Annotated in this window: 17 protein-coding genes and 2 pseudogenes; 14 read left to right on the top strand and 5 right to left on the bottom strand. The window is 46.8% G+C overall.

Annotated elements, in window-relative coordinates; all coding sequences use genetic code 11:
- Positions 1-7 precede the first annotated feature (7 nt).
- The 3 genes from NQ564_RS01195 (at position 8) to NQ564_RS01185 (ending at position 3,514) form a co-directional block, all read left to right on the top strand.
- Positions 8-925 carry a hypothetical protein gene (locus tag NQ564_RS01195; RefSeq protein ID WP_008151914.1) on the top strand — a complete coding sequence of 306 codons (918 nt, stop codon included), beginning with the start codon at positions 8-10 and terminating at the stop codon, positions 923-925.
- Positions 922-2,682 (top strand): YqkE family protein, encoded by a 1,761-nt coding sequence (locus NQ564_RS01190; protein ID WP_008151916.1) that lies wholly within the window; start codon positions 922-924, stop codon positions 2,680-2,682. The genes NQ564_RS01195 and NQ564_RS01190 overlap by 4 nt, the downstream gene beginning before the upstream one ends.
- Positions 2,683-2,818: 136 nt before the next feature.
- Positions 2,819-3,514, top strand: coding sequence for a HEPN domain-containing protein (locus NQ564_RS01185; RefSeq protein ID WP_008151918.1), 696 nt, complete (start codon positions 2,819-2,821; stop codon positions 3,512-3,514).
- Between the two features lie 124 nt (positions 3,515-3,638).
- Here the strand turns inward: NQ564_RS01185 and NQ564_RS01180 are convergent, their stop codons facing one another.
- Together NQ564_RS01180 and NQ564_RS01175 are read right to left on the bottom strand one after the other, a co-directional pair.
- Complete coding sequence (locus NQ564_RS01180; protein ID WP_008151920.1) at positions 3,639-4,787, bottom strand: site-specific integrase; 1,149 nt, start codon at positions 4,785-4,787, stop codon at positions 3,639-3,641.
- 20 nt (positions 4,788-4,807) lie between these two features.
- The gene (locus NQ564_RS01175; protein ID WP_008151922.1) at positions 4,808-5,977 is read right to left on the bottom strand and encodes a site-specific integrase; all 1,170 of its coding nucleotides are present in this window, start codon (positions 5,975-5,977) and stop codon (positions 4,808-4,810) included.
- Positions 5,978-6,211: 234 nt separating this feature from the next.
- Between NQ564_RS01175 and NQ564_RS01170 the strand changes: the two are divergent.
- The 9 genes and pseudogenes from NQ564_RS01170 to NQ564_RS01130 all read left to right on the top strand — a co-directional run.
- A pseudogene (locus tag NQ564_RS01170) lies at positions 6,212-6,520 on the top strand (hypothetical protein); the annotation flags it as partial.
- A 27-nt stretch (positions 6,521-6,547) separates the two neighbouring features.
- On the top strand, positions 6,548-6,943 hold the full coding sequence (locus NQ564_RS01165; RefSeq protein WP_008151927.1) for a hypothetical protein: 396 nt from the start codon (positions 6,548-6,550) through the stop codon (positions 6,941-6,943).
- A gap of 3 nt (positions 6,944-6,946) precedes the next feature.
- Complete coding sequence (gene traK / locus NQ564_RS01160) at positions 6,947-7,561, top strand: conjugative transposon protein TraK (protein WP_008151929.1); 615 nt, start codon at positions 6,947-6,949, stop codon at positions 7,559-7,561.
- An 11-nt stretch (positions 7,562-7,572) separates the two neighbouring features.
- Positions 7,573-7,938 (top strand): hypothetical protein, encoded by a 366-nt coding sequence (locus NQ564_RS01155; RefSeq protein WP_008151931.1) that lies wholly within the window; start codon positions 7,573-7,575, stop codon positions 7,936-7,938.
- Positions 7,935-9,080: a conjugative transposon protein TraM gene (gene traM / locus NQ564_RS01150; RefSeq protein WP_008151933.1), complete on the top strand. Its 1,146-nt coding sequence runs from the start codon at positions 7,935-7,937 to the stop codon at positions 9,078-9,080. Before NQ564_RS01155 ends, traM begins: the two co-directional genes overlap by 4 nt.
- 172 nt (positions 9,081-9,252) lie before the next feature.
- Entirely contained in the window at positions 9,253-10,104 is an 852-nt protein-coding gene (gene traN / locus NQ564_RS01145; RefSeq protein ID WP_039848397.1) for a conjugative transposon protein TraN, read from the top strand.
- Entirely contained in the window at positions 10,101-10,613 is a 513-nt protein-coding gene (locus NQ564_RS01140; protein WP_008151938.1) for a hypothetical protein, read from the top strand. The genes traN and NQ564_RS01140 overlap by 4 nt, the downstream gene beginning before the upstream one ends.
- A gap of 7 nt (positions 10,614-10,620) precedes the next feature.
- On the top strand, positions 10,621-11,292 hold the full coding sequence (locus NQ564_RS01135; RefSeq protein WP_008151940.1) for a DUF1566 domain-containing protein: 672 nt from the start codon (positions 10,621-10,623) through the stop codon (positions 11,290-11,292).
- A 138-nt stretch (positions 11,293-11,430) separates the two neighbouring features.
- Positions 11,431-13,617 carry a type IV secretory system conjugative DNA transfer family protein gene (locus NQ564_RS01130; protein ID WP_129649713.1) on the top strand — a complete coding sequence of 729 codons (2,187 nt, stop codon included), beginning with the start codon at positions 11,431-11,433 and terminating at the stop codon, positions 13,615-13,617.
- A 134-nt stretch (positions 13,618-13,751) separates the two neighbouring features.
- Here NQ564_RS01130 and NQ564_RS01125 read toward each other — a convergent pair.
- Positions 13,752-14,313, bottom strand: a pseudogene (locus NQ564_RS01125) (PDDEXK nuclease domain-containing protein); the annotation flags it as partial.
- Positions 14,314-14,636: 323 nt separating this feature from the next.
- On the bottom strand, positions 14,637-14,843 hold the full coding sequence (locus NQ564_RS01120; protein ID WP_129649711.1) for a hypothetical protein: 207 nt from the start codon (positions 14,841-14,843) through the stop codon (positions 14,637-14,639).
- Positions 14,844-15,023: 180 nt separating this feature from the next.
- On the opposite strand from NQ564_RS01120, the gene NQ564_RS01115 reads away from it, so the two are divergent.
- Entirely contained in the window at positions 15,024-15,344 is a 321-nt protein-coding gene (locus NQ564_RS01115; protein ID WP_008151956.1) for a DMT family transporter, read from the top strand.
- Positions 15,345-15,361: 17 nt separating this feature from the next.
- Positions 15,362-15,850, top strand: coding sequence for a NimABCDEF family 5-nitroimidazole reductase (gene nim / locus NQ564_RS01110; protein ID WP_008151958.1), 489 nt, complete (start codon positions 15,362-15,364; stop codon positions 15,848-15,850).
- A 175-nt stretch (positions 15,851-16,025) separates the two neighbouring features.
- On the opposite strand, the gene NQ564_RS01105 is transcribed toward nim, so the two are convergent.
- On the bottom strand, positions 16,026-17,045 hold the full coding sequence (locus tag NQ564_RS01105; protein WP_008151960.1) for a DUF3089 domain-containing protein: 1,020 nt from the start codon (positions 17,043-17,045) through the stop codon (positions 16,026-16,028).
- Positions 17,046-17,068 lie beyond the last annotated feature (23 nt).

The raw sequence follows: 17,068 nt of genomic DNA, 5'->3' as shown, positions 1-17,068 counted from the left end.
TGAAACTATGGATAAAAAAGATTTTGGCTATTTACCACCGAAATATGTTGACGGTGTTGAGGAATTGCATAAACGCCTAAATGATGCCTATAAAAAGGCTATAAGAATTTCAAATCTTCTTATCGGAACTCCTTTGTCAGAAGCCCGTGACGTGTTCGATATTTTTATCGATTCCAATAATACTCTGCCATCGAATAAGCTGAAAGGGTATTTCATGTTTAACAAGATTATCCATAGATTCCTTTCTGTCACGTTCGACATGGCTTTACTATTCCCTGTTAGAAATCACGGTGGAGGAAACATCAGAATGCTTAAAAACATTGTCTGCAAAGATGTCTGTGAGCGGGTTAAGGATGGTTGTGTATTACATTGCGGAGTTGAAATAAACGAAAATAAGATGCCGCTCCACAGAATAATACCAATATATCCCGAATCGCATTTCTTCATGAATAAAGATAAAGTTGATGACATTGGTATGCCTGTAAACAGGTTTCCAGACATCGAGGAATTGAAAATAACGGATGTTCCAGAACTGTTTTTGACAAAAAAGTTTTCGCTTGTAGGAGAACAATTCTATGCTCCTTATGCAACATGCCATGATACCTATTGTGTACTATTTGCCGAATTGGAGAACGAATATGATGCAAATGCAATTAAAGTGCTTCGTTGGTTACCTGTGAATAAGGGGTGTGAAGTTGACCAACTCATGGGACTTGAACCTAATGGTGGTGATTTGTTTTTTGAGTGGGGGTATATTTCAAGAACGGAAAACTCAGAACTCCACGACTTTATGGTAGATAAAAAATCAAGGTTGCTATTTGGGAAAGTCGCAGACAAGAAAATTTCCATAATGGGCGGAGTAAAAACATTCAAAACCAGCAGTCTTAAATATCCCAAATGTCTGTATAACATTAAATTATCATGAAATCCATATTTGCCTACATATTCAAGCACAAGGACTATAATAATGTTGTAACAACCTACGACAAGGTAATTAAAAACTATAAATCTGCTTATGAAGTTTGGATGAAACAGCAATCCAGACCATTGTTGAAAGGCTATGAGCATAAAGAGATTGTTGCTGAACATTTCTCGGAAATAAGAACCATAGATTCTTGGATGAAAACCTATTCACAACTGATACGTTCAAATAAAGAGGCTGTGGATAGATTTATCGGAACGAAGAGTTCCTACCATTCTTTTGTGGAAATTCAAAGGGTTGGTCAATCCAAGAACCGAATTGAGAATATTGCTTCAGTTCTTAAAGAAGCCCATCGGATTGAACATAAATACAGTAAAGCATGGAAGAACTTTTCTCACGGCAGAATATTCGATGATATTCCTTTAGACGAGTTGAATACTGTCGATGAGGAAAAATTTGAAATCAAAAATTGTTTCTTGGCATTATATGATAATCATGCTAAATTGATAAGTCTCATAGCTGGCTGTAGAAAATTTTGTCTCAACTCTTTTTCCAAAGATGAAATTGATTCTGAGGCAGAGATTATTCATATTTTGTCTTCCAACGAATCAGAAACCGTAACATCTTTCAATGCAGACATATGCATTGACGATGAGAAAAAATTGAAAAGAGCTATTTTGGATTCAATCTACTATGGCGAGAAATGCAACTTTACTGACAGTTTCACGATAGCTGACTTCTATGATCTCCGCAGCAACTTTGATGAAATAGGGATACCATTCGATGATGCAGTCTTAGCAAAACAGAAGAATGCCAATGCCATTAAAGCTTTTAATAAAGCAAAATATGGTAAGTCAGAGATTTATATAAGCGACTATTTTGATGTTGTAAAAGTAGGAAGCGAACTATTCTTGTATGTTGAAAAATATAATCAAGAACAAGAATCAAGAGAGGCCGCAAAGCATTTGCGACAAATCTATTCAATGGGATTCAATGCAATATACGGCACTATAGATTTAGATGAATGTGACTTTTCGCTAATACTGGAAATCTTAAATTCCGAAACTAATATCAATAGCAAAGACCGGGAATTACAGGAGATTGAACGGGAACGAAAAGAAGCGGAACAAAGGCGTAGAGATGAGGAACGGAAGCAACAAGAAAAGAACGCTTTATTAAAGTGTGTGTCTGATTGGTATACACACACATGGAATGGTTCTGTAAAGCACAAATGGTGTTGTGACTACTACAGTTATAAAAATTACAAGGATTATGCTACGAGCGAAATGTGGGATGCATGGAAATTTATATGGAGTTTCAAAAATGATCCGTTCAAAAACGTTAGTGAATACGAACATGATATGGCATTAAATCGAGCTGTTAAATGGACTGAAAATATACTAAGTGAGACCTTTGGCACAGACGTTTCCAAACTTACGCTCGTGTGCTTAACAGCTTCCACCCGTATGAAAAATGATAGACGTTTCAAACTGTTTGCCGAAAAAGTATGCAGTGATTTAAATATGTATAATGCTTACAACCACATAAATATTGTAGCAGATGGAGAAGCTAAACATGAAGGAGGAACAGTTGCCGTAGGAAAATCGTATGACGCAAATTGGTTCAAGAACAAATACATTGTTTTATTTGATGATGTACGTACTTCTGGTAACGGTATAGAACATGAAAAAAGAATTCTTGAATCATTTGGGGCAACTATTATTTGCGCTATAACATTAGGACAAACCAAATCATGGTAGAAGTCTGTTTCTAATAGAGAGATACTAAAATTCTAATAGACAAAAGTTATTTCATAGTGCAATAATTTTAAGCCACAACTATCGTTTATTGAAATGCAAATAGCTAATTTTGCGTTTGTTAAATATAGTAGTAGCAATGAGTAGAAACAGAAAATTAGTAAAAGAAAATTTACACACAGAAGATGTGAATGATGCTTATGCTATAATAGCAGGCTGCAATTGTGCAGGTATTAAATGGTATATTGTGGCGACAGAAAATTTGGCAACAGCAAAAGTCCTTTTTAAGAATGAAAGGTTTGCGCATTGCATCTTCTTTCTCCAGCAATGTGTCGAATGTCTAATAAAAGGCATCCTTCTGGAATGTGATGTAATTGATAGACCTATTGGTTTAGGACATGCACCAGAAGAAGCCTTCAAAGAACTTTATGAAAGATTTGATAATGGATATAATGCAGAAAATTGTAAATTTATATCTCAAGCTATCAATGGTATAGAAAATAATTTCGAGAAAAAACTACCAATTATAGTCAAATTAGTGAATAAGGCCACAACAGTATATTCAAATAATTATATAATGATGCTTACTGGACATGATGAAGTAAAATATAATTATGTAAATACGGTACTCTATTGTTTGGGTATTCTATTCAATGGTACAGAGGCCACTACGAGATACCCAGACAAAGAAGTTTGTCCTGAAGAGAAATATAGTACAAATGCAATTCAAACACAAATACCATCTTTGCTTAATTTGATAGAAAGAATAATTGGAATTATTACCTGGGGATTGCCAGAATACAATATACACAAAATTCCAAAAAATAATCTATAGCTTGACTTTTTATGTTTGACGTTTGAATATACATATGTTTATATAATACGCTTCTACATTACACAACAAAACAGTGTGTGACTTTTTACCGTTTCGGGCAATATAAATATTAACACCTATCACATTATTTGGAAAAATAGCTTGAAATCCGGCTGATTGCTTCAACCTTTGTTTCCATTACAGCATCGGCATAGACCTGCGTTGAGTTGATGCTTGTGTGCCCGAGCAATTTGCCCACCGTATAAATATCGCCACCTGCGGCCAGTGCCAAAACTGCGAATGTATGGCGGCTCGTGTGATAGCTGATTTTTTTCTCTATACCAGCAGCAGCGGCAATCTTTTTCAGACATTTGTTGCAGGAACTCAAACAAGTCATGTCAAATACCTTTTGGCTCGGTTTGCAACCGTTTCTGTCCGGCAGCAGGCTTATCGCTGATTGATTCAGAGGTATTACCACCTGTTTGCCTGTCTTTTGCATGGCCTTTACAGACACCATCCAGCCGTTATCTCCCTGCCTGATGTCACGCCATGTCAATGCGCTCACATCGCTGTATCGCAACCCGGTGAAGCAGCAGAACAGGAAAGCCCGTTTGGTCGTTTCATTGACGGTAGGAGCTTCGGCAAACGCCATCAGTTCCTCTTTGGTCAGATATTCTTTTTCGGCCTGTTGCTTGCCGATTCGGTCTTTCCGCTCCAACGAGTAGAATGGATTTCTATCCAATACCCCCTCTTTTACAGCCGCATTGAGCATACGCACCAACGTGGACTGGTAGAGATGCAGCGTATGGGGCGACATTTCCTTTGGATTGTCTGGCGATTTGGTGTTGCGGTAGGTATGCTCTATGAAGTCAATAAAGCCGAGGACAAAGCCTTTGTCTATTTTAGACATCAGCAACCGCTGTCTGCGGAGGTGCTGCAAATACGCCTTTATCACATTTACGGTTGAACGGTAGTTACGGTATGTGGATGCGGCATAAGACGGATTGCGTCTAATCCCCTCTATATGGTCGGCAAGCCAGTCTGCAAACACACGCTTGGGGAGTTCCGATTGTTCGTCGTCGTTTGTTTCCTCCTCTATACCGAGCATACGCTTGGATTTTATGGTGTTGGCCTTTGCCATAGCAGCCTCATTTAGCCTTTTCGCATCCGGCTCATCATCCGGTATGAGGAATAGGTTAAGATATTCATTCCATCGCTTACCCTTGTCGTAGAAGTCAAGGTATATCGAGCGACTTCCCGTCCGAAGCGTCCGTGTTCGTATCGTTATTTTCATCTTTTCCCCTCTGTTTGCTATTATCTTGAAAAGAAGTTATCTACAAGTCCGACCGTTTCTATCTTCTTCTGGTCAACTATTTTGGCGTAAATGGATGTCGTGTTCACGTTGGCATGACCGAGTAGCTTGGATGTTGTGTAGATGTCCGCACCGAGCGTAAGCATCATCGTTGCGAATGAATGGCGGCTGCAATGGTAGGTTATGTGCTTGGTTATCTTTGCGTTCTGCATCCACTTAGTCAAGTTTCTTTCTATATTGGAAGCTCCTGCAGGGAGTGTGAAAATCGGCTCGTCGGCATCATCCTTAGGATAAAGGCAATCCAAAGCCTCCTTTGACAGAGGCACGTTTAACAACTTCTGCGTTTTTTGCATCCTTACCCTTATATATAAGGTATGCCCGTCCGGTGCCTTGATAATTTTACCCCATGTCAAAGAGCGCACATCGCTCAACCGAAGCCCGGTGAAGCAGGAAAATAGAAATGCCCTTTTCACATCATCACGGGGGCATGGAGCGGCCATCGCCGCTTTCAACTCCTCCAATGTCAGGTATTCCCTGATGCTTTCCGAGGGCTGGTATTTCTCTTTCGAGGCCAAGGATTTCAAAGGATTGGAAGTCAATATACCTTCACGGACAGCCTTGTTCAAAGCCCCATTCAACACGGCCTGATGGTGGTGTGCCGCCCCGTTGCTGATGGTGCTGCCGTCCTTGCGCACGCTGTTTTTCGCATAACGCAGAAAAGCGATGAAGCCACGGCAAAAGTCCGCATCCACATTGGCCAGTACAATATCGGGCTGGCACGTTTCGTTTAGATAGGTTTCGACTTTGAGCCGCAAATCCCGTCTGCCTTTCAAAGTGGATGCAGAAAAACCGAATTTCTCCTGTTCGTACTCTTTCAGGAAATCAATGAGGGTAATGCACGACCGCTTGACCTTGTTCCACTGGCGCACACCGTGGTTCTGCAAGGCTAAAATCCGTTCTGCCTTGATTTTCCCTGCCACTTGCATGGCGTGGGCGTTCTGTTGCTTGTCAATCGGTGTCTGTTCCGGCACAAGGTACAATCCGAGGGATTCAACTTTGCGTACCCCTTTCACATAGACATCAAGATACAGGCTCATATTTCCATTGGCCAACTTACGCTTTCTGATGCGCACAGGCTCTTTTACCTTTTGCACTTTCTTCGGTCGTGCCATGTTCTTTTCCCTTTCTTTTATTTGGTTTCAATAAGAGGATTTTCCTCTGTCTTACGAGGGCAAAATTAACAATTAAATCTGTTACGTGCAACAAATATGCAACAAAATATCGTTAAAACTATGGCATTTTATGCTATTTCGGTCAAAATAGGAAAATAACATAAATACCTAATATAATGCACTTTATATTACTTTTCTTTCCTATTTTACTCCTTTATTTTCACTATTAGAACCCTATACTTCGTGGGTTTCTATGTATTGCTCTTGTTCGACATCGTGCTGTGTATTCAGGTGGAGAACCTGACAGCGATAACCGCCAGCGAGCAGACGATGGCCGCCTACCTGCAAAACAGCTTCTTCTCGGCGGGCTACCTGATGGCTGCAAGCATCGTGGCTCTGAAATGTCTGAACCTCGTTCCCGACCTTGCGGCATGGATGATACCGGAGGGCGACACGGCTTTCTCTACGCGAAACTTCGGTGAGGGCGTGGCACAGCAGGCCAAGATGACGGCGACGGGAGCTATGGGCGGAATCATGCGATAAAGACAATCAATAATCCTATATGTAAAAATGAAAACTCAAAAGAAAATCGAAAACTGGTGCAGGGACGAAAAGTTCATGCGCTATGCAGACAAACGTATGGGCGAGGCATTCAACGACGTAGTGGAGAACCAGCCGCTTGACCCGCAGTATGAGGAACTCGACGAGGAGTTCGAGTGGAACGACCGTTATGTGGTTCCGCTGGCGGATTATCTCACTTATCGGCTGCACCTCGCCAAGCTCCAAAAAAATCCCCAAAAACGCCGGAGCGGTATCTGGTGGGTGTTTACCCATGTGTTCATGCTGGGACATTACCTGCATGTATTCGCCGGGGTGTTCGCCCCGCTCGTGACCGAGTTGCATGAGACGGTGATGACTATGCTTCACCGTGAGTATGTAAATGAACTGAACGGTAAAAACAGGTAGCGTATGGTCATCAAGAATCTGGAAAACAAGATCAAGCTGGTGGGCATTATCTGCACCGCATTTCTCGTGGGGTGCGTCATTATCAGCCTATCGAGCATTTGGACGGCCCGCACGATGGTCACGGACGCACAGAAGAAAGTATATGTGCTGGACGGAAACGTGCCGATACTGGTACACCGGACGACGATGGACGAGACGCTGGACGTGGAAGCCAAAAGCCATGTGGAGATGTTCCACCACTACTTCTTCACGCTGGCTCCCGACGACAAGTATATCCGTTACACGATGGAGAAAGCCATGTATTTAGTGGACGAAACCGGACTGGCGCAGTATAATACGCTCAAAGAGAAAGGATTTTATTCCAATATCTTGGGGACGAGCGCGGTCTTCTCCATTTTCTGCGACAGCGTGGCTTTCAACAAGGAGAAGATGGAATTTACCTACTACGGCCGTCAGCGTATCGAACGTCGCAGCAATATCCTTATGCGCGAACTGGTTACGGCAGGGCAACTTAAACGTGTGCCGCGCACGGAGAACAACCCGCACGGGCTGCTTATCGTGAATTGGCGCACCCTGCTGAACAAGGACATCGAGCAGAAGACGAAAATCAACTATTAAACAGCAAGGTTATGAATATCAAAGGATTCAGACGTATGCTCTTCGGCGAGAAAATGCCGGACAAGAACGATCCGAAATACAAGGAACGCTATGAACGTGACGTACAAGCGGGCCGTAAGTTCGCCCAAGCGACCCGTATCGACAAGGCTGCGGCCAAGGTACAAGGCTTCGCCAACGTACACCGGACGCTGTTTCTGGTGATCGTTTTCAGTTTCGTCCTCGGCGGACTGGTATGGAACATCTATCGGCTGACGGTCGTGTACCGCCATCATCCTTCCCGGCGAACTGCAACGGAGATGCAGGACAGCCTGCTAAGGGAACGGCTCTCGCAGCCCAAGGCAATACGTGTTCAACCCTACAATGAGAAAAGACAATGAAAATATTAGAGAAAATCAATTTCAGGCAACCGAAGTATATGCTTCCGGCCATTCTTTATCTCCCTTTGTTGGGTGCGTCGTATTTCATTTTCGACCTGTTCCACACCGAAAAGGCCGAGATACAGGACAAGACGCTCCAGACAACCGAGTTTCTGAACCCCGAACTGCCGGACGCAACCATCAAGGGAGGCGACGGTATCGGAAGCAAGTACGAGAACATGGCCAAATCATGGGGGAAAATACAAGACTATTCCGCCGTGGACAACATAGAACGGGACGAACCTGACGACAACAAGGAAGAGTATGAGTCGCAATACACACAGGACGACATCGCCCTGCTCGGACAACAGGAGCAGGAAAAGGCTATGGCGGCGCAAGCAGCCGACGCCAAAAGGCGGGAACAGGAAGCTCTCGCGGAACTGGAAAAAGCCCTTGCCGAAGCGAGGCTAAGAGGACAGAGAGAAGTAGCGCCGGCCGAAGCGGACAGCTCCGTATCGACGGCTCCGCCAGACACAGCCATACAAGCCAAAGGGATTATCGACGAGGAGAGCCGTTCGGTCAAGGCTCCGTCCGAGCATGACAAGGCGAGCGAGGTCGTGAAGAAGGTGAAGACCACTTCCGACTACTTCAACACACTCGCCCGCTCCGGAGAAGAGCCGAAGCTCATCAAGGCGATCATCGACGAGGACATCAAGGCTGTGGACGGTTCGCGCGTGCGCCTGCGTCTGCTCGACGACGTGGAGATCGGTGAAAGCGTAGTCAAGTGCGGCACGTATCTGTATGCCACGGTCAGCGGGTTCTCTTCCGGACGAGTGAAAGGGAGCATCAACAGCATACTCGTCAATGACGAACTGGTCAAGGTCAGCCTGTCGATATACGACACAGACGGTCTGGAAGGGCTGTACGTGCCGAACAGCCAGTTTCGGGAAACAAGCAAAGAGGTAGCGAGCGGTGCGGTGACGGGCAACCTGAATATGAATACCGGCACTTACGGCAACAGCCTTTCCCAATGGGGAATGCAGGCCATACAGAACGCCTACCAGAAGACGAGCAATGCCATCGGCAAGGCCATCAAGAAGAACAAGGTCAAGCTGAAGTACGGTACGTTCGTCTATCTGATAAACGGACGTGAGAAACAATAGAGCAAACCCGTGGCAGCGATTCGTACAATCAGGCGTTCATACCGGTTTCGAAACAGAGGAAACGTATTACGAAATTGCTAAACGGAGAATCCGGGAAGAGATGGAACGCAGGAATGAGGCGAAATGAGGAAAAGAGTAAACAAGAGGAATCAACAGAAACAATGATATGAATATGAATTTGAAAAGGACGATAACGGTATTTTTTCTCGCAGCCGGTCTGTTCACGAGCCGTGATGCGCTGGCACAGCGAACCTATGAAGAGATGGAACAACTCACGGTCAACGAGCAGGTGACAACGGTCATCACGGCTTCGGAGCCGATTCGTTTCGTGGACATCTCTACCGATAAAGTAGCGGGCGACCAACCGCTCGACAACATCATCCGGCTGAAACCCAAAGAGGCCGGGCACGAGGACGGCGAGGTGCTGGCCATCGTAACCATCGTGACGGAACGTTACCGCACGCAGTATGCGCTGCTCTATACGACACGGGTACAAGAGGCCGTGACCGACAAGGAAATCCAGTTGCAGGAACGGGACGCCTACAACAATCCGGCGATCTCGATGTCCACCGCAGACATGACACGTTTTGCAAGGCGCGTATGGAACTCGCCCGCAAAGATCCGCAACGTGGCGACCAAGGCGCACCGTATGACGATGCGGCTGAACAACATCTACGCCGTGGGCGACTACTTCTTTATCGACTTCTCCATCGAGAACAGGACGAATATCCGTTTCGACATCGACGAAATTCGGGTAAAGCTCGCGGATAAGAAGTTGACCAAGGCCACCAATGCCCAGACCATCGAGCTGTCGCCCGCGCTGGTGTTGGAACCGGGCAAGACATTCCGGCACGGCTACCGGAACGTAATCGTCATCAAGAAGATGACTTTTCCCAACGACAAGCTGCTGACTATCGAGATGACGGAGAAACAGATCAGCGGTCGTAACATCAGCCTGAACATCGACTACGAAGACGTCCTTTCGGCCGATTCGTTCCATGCGGACTTATTAGAGGAGGAATGACGATGAGAAAGACGGTTATCCTACTTATTGCCTGCGTGTGCTTTGCCATGAGCGCCAACGCACAGCGCAACAGCGGACGCCTCTCACTCGGTGTCGGAGCGCTATACAAGAACGGGCTGGACATGACGCTCGCTTACGAGCATGAAATGAACTACCGCCATGCGTGGGAGTTCTTCGCCAACGGCTACCTGCAATGGACGGAGTGCGTCACCTGCGGCCATATCTGTCCGGAATCCTTCTGGCGGAACTACCGTACCTACGGCTTCGGGGTGGCTTACAAGCCGTGCGTCGTGCGGGGACGCAACCACTACGGAAACCTGCGCATAGGCGCTTCGGCAGGCAGCGATACGAACAAATTCCTTGCCGGGCTGCATTTCGGTTACGAGCATAATTACGTGCTGCGCTCCGGCTGGACATTGTACTGGCAGGTGAAAAGCGACATGATGATAAAGGGGGCGGACTTGTTTCGGACGGGTATCGTCCTCGGTGTAAAACTACCAATAAAATAAGGGAAAGATGAAAGAGAAAATTATCAGAAAGGTGTGCCAAATCCTGCCGGTTCTCCTGATGGCCGGCGCTTTGACCGCCTGCGACACACATATCGAGGTTCCCGACACGGCGGTACGTCCCGGCCATGTCCTCTGTGTGGACGGTAAAACCATGCCGTACAACGAGTACGAGCAATCGGGAAAACAGGCCATCGGGATTGTTTTCGACACCCATCAGGAAGGCAAGAGTGAGGGGTACGGGTATGCCGTCTATCTGTGGGACATCGAACCAGCGGCCTTTGCCGACAGTCTCGGCGTGGAACAAGGTACGTCGGCCGACATCGAGGCCCATGACGGGAACACGAACACTTATGCCTTGCATAGTACGGAAGATGTCGCCTCGCCTATGGCCGAAGCAGTCTTCGGCATGTGGTGGTACGGGCAAAGCGCATACGTCCCTTCCGTAGCACAAATGCGTCTGCTGTACGCAGCCCAAGACATTATCAATCCGATGATAGAGAAATGCGGCGGCACTCCGCTACCACAGAACGATGAAAACTGTTGGTACTGGACATCCACAGAGGTAGAAGGCCAGCAGGCGGAAAAGGCATGGCTTTACTCGATGGGCAGCGGCGCCATGCAGGAGACCCCGAAGACAAAGGTTCACAAGGTGAGACCCATCATCACATTAAACCGATAAGCCGATAACGGCGGCCATGTTCCGCATGGCTTCGCATAACGAGGCGCAACGCTGCCCCGCCATGTCCTCCGTATGTATAAACCAGAAATAAAGTATGAAAGTTACTTCCTATAAGTCAAATATATACAGCAATTATAGATGGAAGAGAGCAAAGAATTACAAGGATTTTACAAGATATTCCGCACGGTCATCTATGTATCCGTGCTGATGGAATTTTTCGAATATGCCATAGACCCTGCCACACTCGACCACTGGGGCGGCATACTTTGCGACATCCACGGGCGTATCAAACGGTGGATGATATATAACGACGGCAACCTCGTGTACAGCAAGGTCGCCACGGTGCTGCTGATCTGCATTACCTGTATCGGGACACGGAGTAAAAAACATCTGGAGTTCGACGCCCGCAGGCAGGTGTTGTACCCGCTGGTCAGCGGCATATTCCTGCTTGTCCTCTCCGTATGGCTGTTCAATCATCCGATGGATATACGCTTCTACACATTGAGGCTGAATATCATCTTCTATATGGCCACGTCCGTCGTGGGCGTGGTTCTCATGCATATCGCCCTCGACAATATCTCTAAATTCCTGAAAGAAGGGTTGATGAAAGACCGCTTCAATTTTGAAAACGAAAGTTTCGAACAATGCGAGGAATTGATAGAGAACGAATATAGCGTAAATATCCCGATGCGATACTACTATAAGCAAAAATTCAGAAAAGGTTTTATTAACATAACTAACTGTTTTAGAGGAACTTGGGTAGTCGGAACTCCGGGTAGCGGTAAGACATTTTCGCTGATTGAACCGTTTATCAGGCAACATTCGGCCAAAGGTTTCGCGATGGTGGTATATGATTACAAGTTTCCGACACTGGCCACGAAACTGTACTACCATTTCAAGAAGAATCAGAAGCTCGGCAAAGTGCCCAAAGGGTGCAAATTCAACATGATAAACTTCGTGGACGTGGAGTACAGCCGCCGGGTGAACCCCATTCAGGCGAAGTACATCAACAACCTTGCAGCGGCGAGCGAGACAGCGGAAACGTTGCTGGAATCCTTGCAGAAAGGTAAGAAAGAGGGCGGCGGCGGCAGCGACCAGTTCTTCCAGACCTCGGCGGTGAACTTTCTGGCCGCCTGCATCTACTTCTTCGTGAACTACGAACGCGAGCCTTACGATGCCAACGGCAAGATGCTGTACGCGGAGAAACGGCAAGACCCCGAAACAAAGTTCTGGAAGCCGACGGGCGTGGTGCGCGACCGCGAGGGCGGCGAAATCGTGGAACCGGCCTACTGGTTAGGCAAATACTCGGATATGCCGCATATCCTGTCGTTCTTGAACGAGAGCTACCAAACCATCTTCGAGGTGCTGGAAACGGACAACGAGGTGGCCCCGCTGCTCGGCCCGTTCCAAACAGCATTCAAGAACAAGGCGATGGAACAACTTGAGGGTATGATCGGTACGCTGCGTGTCTATACTTCGCGTCTGGCGACCAAAGAGAGCTATTGGATATTCCACCGGGACGGCGACGACTTCGACCTGAAGGTGAGCGACCCGAAGAATCCGAGCTATCTGCTGATAGCGAACGACCCGGAGATGGAGAGTATCATCGGGGCGCTGAACGCCCTTATCCTGAACCGCCTCGTGACCCGTGTGAATACGGGGCAGGGAAAGAATGTCCCCGTGAGTATCATCGTCGATGAGCTGCCGACGCTCTATTTCCATAAAATCGACCGTCTGATCGGTACGGCACGCAGCAACAAGGTGAGCGTAACGCTCGGCTTTCAGGAGTTGCCGCAGTTGGAGGCCGATTACGGAAAGGTGGGTATGCAGAAAATCATTACGACAGTAGGTAATGTGGTGAGCGGCTCGGCACGTGCCAAAGAGACTTTGGAGTGGTTGTCAGGCGACATCTTCGGCAAGGTGGTACAGATCAAGAAAGGGGTCACGATAGACCGGGACAAGACGAGTATCAACCTGAACGAAAATATGGACAGCCTCGTGCCCGCCTCGAAGATTTCGGACATGCCGACCGGCTGGATCTGCGGGCAGACGGCGAGGGATTTCATCAAGACCAAGACCGGCATAGGCGGCTCGATGAACGTTCAGGAAGCGGACGAGTTCAAAACCTCGAAGTTCTTCTGTAAAACAGACTTCGACATGAAGGAAATAAAGAAAGAGGAAGCCGCGTATGTGCCGCTGCCGAAGTTCTACACGTTCAAATCGCGGGACGAGCGGGAACGCATTCTGTATAAAAACTTCGTGCAGGTAGGGCAAGACGTGAAGGAGATGATAAAGGACGTGCTGAACAAGCGCGGAGCGAAATAAATCAAGCACCTGCAATAGCCACGAAATTATTGCAGGTGTTTTTATATTACGGAAATACTTCACTCTTCCGATGGCTAATTCTGACATTCATCCATCAAGAACTGTTCTAATTGCCGACGGTCTGGCAACTGCAACTAATATGTCGGAACAAAAAGCTGATTATCCATATTACCAAGGGCGTATTCCACCATCTTCTTCCCTTTGCGCGTACAAAGCAAAATTTTTACCGGTGGATTGTCACCCGGCTGCATTTCATTCTCGGCATAATAATTGACATAGGCGTTCAACTGTCCTATACACTTTTTCAAACCTACGATAATAGTACAATGAAGCAGGAGATTGTAGAAAACGAGGTCTGCAAAATAAAACTATCCGTCTATGATGATGCGTTTCTGGCATGTTTCGAAACAGAACCCTTTCCCTAATTCCAGCAAAAACTCCTGCAAATGCACAATCAAGGCTTCCTTAATGTCGCTTTCCGTAAGAACCGTCTTTGGCTTAGAGACCGAGAAACTCGAACGTATAGGGATCACGTATCTGAAGAATCGGAGAGTTTCGTTCCACCTTGCTATTCGTAAGCATAATCGGTTTCATTTTATCCTCCGACAAAACGATACGAACATGAAGATTGGAAACAATCTGGAAGTGCAGCTCTCGCACGCTCCATGTCCCGCGAATACATTCCGTTTCATAGAAAGTATGACCGCTCTTTCTCCCTCTTTTCAAGCTATCGTAGATTTTGCGGCAGCCGCCATATTCGACAATCCTTCCGGCAACGTCAGTCGCACCGTATAAAAAAGCAAAAATACCCCTGCTATTTCTTGCTTAATTCGCATAGTTTCATAATTTTGCATTCGGTCAAACGGATTTTTCCGTGAAGCACCCGTACCGGTATGTGTTCCATCCGGATCAGATGTTTTTTTGTGTCACTTTTGAATATGGTAAAACAATGAAAGCGAAACGAATATTGTCATCAGTCCTGCTCGCTGTCTTGTCAGTGATGCTTGTTACTTCATGCGCTACCCGCCGCCTTCATCATTCGTCTCCTCCTCCGGCGCATCATCTGCACGAACGACCGAAACCTCACCATAAGAAAGGGCCGAAACCGCATGAACGCCCCCGGCCGGGACACAGACCGGAGACATCTCCACCACCTCGTTCGCACAAGAAAGATGTTCCTCCACCGCCACCGGATATTCGTCCGAATCAAGGCCCGGAAACACCATCCCCGCTGCCTGCACCTACAGCATAGAGGGCACTCTTGCTGTAAGGAAAGCCGAAGCGGGCGTATATAAAAAAACGTTGTGTTGAACCTAATTTTCGGTCAGACAAAATACGATATGAATAAAAACCCGTAAATTTGCAATTACTTTTACATTTTGTCATAAATAAATTAAGAAAGCCGTATGAACTGGATTATTCTGATTGTTGCCGGATTCTTTGAATCCGGCTTTGCTTTTTGTTTGGGGAAGATGAAAGAAGTAACCGGCATGGAATACTACCTTTGGGGTGCCGGATTCCTTGTAAGTCTTACATTGAGTATGGTACTGTTGGCCAAGGCGGTGCAGACATTGCCCATAGGTACGGCCTATCCGGTATGGACAGGCATCGGTGCGGTGGGTACGGTTGTACTTGGCATCGTGTTCTTTCATGAACCAGTCTCGTTCCTCCGCCTGTTCTTTATTGTAACGCTGATAGCTTCCATTATCGGCTTAAAAATGGTTTAACGTTAAATTTCAGTAGTATGTTCAGAGAAATGCGTCGTAAACGACAGTTGTTACCACATGAGGAGAGCATAGCGATTCTTGAGAAAATGACAAACGGGACTTTGGCTCTTCACGGGGACGAAGGTTATCCTTATGCCGTTCCTATCAGTTATGTCTATGCCGATGGCAAAATCTACTTCCACTGTGCAATGAAAGGACACAAGGTGGACGCCATTATGCGAAATGAGAAAGTGTCGTTCTGTGTTGTGGAACAGGACAATATCAAACCTGCCGAGTTTACTACCTACTTCCGGAGTGTGATTGTCTTCGGGAGAGCTGGCATTTTAACGGACGAAACGGAAAAACGTGCCGCCCTGAATTTGCTGGCTGACAAATACTCTCACGGCGAAGCGGGCTTGTCAGATGAAATAACCAAGAGTTTCAATCATTTGCTGATGGTGAAGATCGACATCGAACACATGACGGGTAAGGAGTCTATCGAGCTGGTCAGAGAAAAGAATAAGTAAAGAGGGTCGGCTTTAATCAATGACACCAGAAGGTTTCCTAACTGCAAAAAAACCGGACAAATACAGTGTGATGTATCTGTCCGGTTGTCGTATGTACCTATAATTGGTAACTACAAATTACAGTGTCTATATATTCCTATTGTTTTTATTTGTCTGCTTTTCCTCCTTTTCGGCTTCACTCGCTCCGGAAGGCCGCAATCCGCTGTGCGATGTTCTGCTGCACATTCAGAAAATAGAGATTCAGCTCCTGAACATGGTAATTTCCTTTCGGAAACAGCTCCCCGATACTCGGAATGTAATAGGCGTCGTCATCCAAACCGTCCACGATTAAAGTACGGGTGTTTTTGTCAATCCGTACCCCGATGCGGTGGCGCAGGGTATCCATCCCACCTTTGCCGTCGAAGAATACCGCACCGATATGCCGCCCAGTCGGGGCATAGGCCGTGTCCGTGCGCCAGCTAAGCGGATTGATGCAGACCGCATTCTCGCCAAACAACGGAGAAACGGCCCCCGGCGAGGAAACGCTGTTGTAGCAGATCAATACCCCGCAATCCAGCGAGTCGCGGGCAGGACGGAATAATGGATATTTCTCCAACTCCTGCCGGCTGACGGTATAGCCGAATGCATAAGCGGCGACCATATTTTCATGCTGCTGGGGCGTAAGAGAGTGTTTCAGCAGTTCGATGACCGCTTTCGCTCCCTGGCTGTGCCCGGCGAGAATGAAAGGACGCCCGGCATTGCAATGCGTCATGTAGTAATCGAATGCCCGTACCACGTCCTCGTGGGCAACTGCGTACCTGCGTTCTGTTTCTTCGGGCGCAACCGTCCACGACTGCATCGTAACCTGACGATAGTAAGGAGAATAGAACCGGCAATATTTGCCGAACAAGGCATGAGCCAAGCGTATGGAACCGTCCACCCGACCTCGCTGTTTCGGGTTATCGACGTCCATGTGGTAGTAGGTCTTGCCATCCTGATCCTTCCAGTCCCAAATACAAGTCGGGGCAATGTAGAACACATCGACCTGTGCCGACGTATCCACTGGCGCATCGAACCACATCGTGCCGAGCGAATAATTCGGTTCGGCAGTCAGGTTATACCGTTTTCCTGACGAGCAGCCCGTCACAAAAAGGAACGCCGACAGCCATACCGCCATCCGTATTCCCAATGTTGTTGTCTTATCTTTATACCTCATAACCAAATATCTGTCTAATGTTG

Origin of the sequence: Parabacteroides johnsonii DSM 18315 (assembly GCF_025151045.1) — a bacterium.
Classification (GTDB): Bacteria; Bacteroidota; Bacteroidia; order Bacteroidales; family Tannerellaceae; genus Parabacteroides; species Parabacteroides johnsonii.
The sequence above is the reverse complement of the archived record's forward strand: the minus strand, read 5'-3'. Positions and strand labels throughout refer to the sequence as shown.

Excerpts from the sequence above, each read along its gene's own strand:
- NQ564_RS01195 (WP_008151914.1), top strand. The coding sequence starts at position 8 with ATGGATAAAAAAGATTTTGGCTATTTACCACCGAAATATGTTGACGGT.
- NQ564_RS01190 (WP_008151916.1), top strand. The coding sequence starts at position 922 with ATGAAATCCATATTTGCCTACATATTCAAGCACAAGGACTATAATAAT.
- NQ564_RS01185 (WP_008151918.1), top strand. The coding sequence starts at position 2,819 with ATGAGTAGAAACAGAAAATTAGTAAAAGAAAATTTACACACAGAAGAT.
- NQ564_RS01180 (WP_008151920.1), bottom strand. The coding sequence starts at position 4,787 with ATGAAAATAACGATACGAACACGGACGCTTCGGACGGGAAGTCGCTCG.
- NQ564_RS01175 (WP_008151922.1), bottom strand. The coding sequence starts at position 5,977 with ATGGCACGACCGAAGAAAGTGCAAAAGGTAAAAGAGCCTGTGCGCATC.
- NQ564_RS01165 (WP_008151927.1), top strand. The coding sequence starts at position 6,548 with ATGAAAACTCAAAAGAAAATCGAAAACTGGTGCAGGGACGAAAAGTTC.
- traK (WP_008151929.1), top strand. The coding sequence starts at position 6,947 with ATGGTCATCAAGAATCTGGAAAACAAGATCAAGCTGGTGGGCATTATC.
- NQ564_RS01155 (WP_008151931.1), top strand. The coding sequence starts at position 7,573 with ATGAATATCAAAGGATTCAGACGTATGCTCTTCGGCGAGAAAATGCCG.
- traM (WP_008151933.1), top strand. The coding sequence starts at position 7,935 with ATGAAAATATTAGAGAAAATCAATTTCAGGCAACCGAAGTATATGCTT.
- traN (WP_039848397.1), top strand. The coding sequence starts at position 9,253 with ATGAATTTGAAAAGGACGATAACGGTATTTTTTCTCGCAGCCGGTCTG.
- NQ564_RS01140 (WP_008151938.1), top strand. The coding sequence starts at position 10,101 with ATGACGATGAGAAAGACGGTTATCCTACTTATTGCCTGCGTGTGCTTT.
- NQ564_RS01135 (WP_008151940.1), top strand. The coding sequence starts at position 10,621 with ATGAAAGAGAAAATTATCAGAAAGGTGTGCCAAATCCTGCCGGTTCTC.
- NQ564_RS01130 (WP_129649713.1), top strand. The coding sequence starts at position 11,431 with ATGGAAGAGAGCAAAGAATTACAAGGATTTTACAAGATATTCCGCACG.
- NQ564_RS01120 (WP_129649711.1), bottom strand. The coding sequence starts at position 14,843 with ATGGTGTTTCCGGGCCTTGATTCGGACGAATATCCGGTGGCGGTGGAG.
- NQ564_RS01115 (WP_008151956.1), top strand. The coding sequence starts at position 15,024 with ATGAACTGGATTATTCTGATTGTTGCCGGATTCTTTGAATCCGGCTTT.
- nim (WP_008151958.1), top strand. The coding sequence starts at position 15,362 with ATGTTCAGAGAAATGCGTCGTAAACGACAGTTGTTACCACATGAGGAG.
- NQ564_RS01105 (WP_008151960.1), bottom strand. The coding sequence starts at position 17,045 with ATGAGGTATAAAGATAAGACAACAACATTGGGAATACGGATGGCGGTA.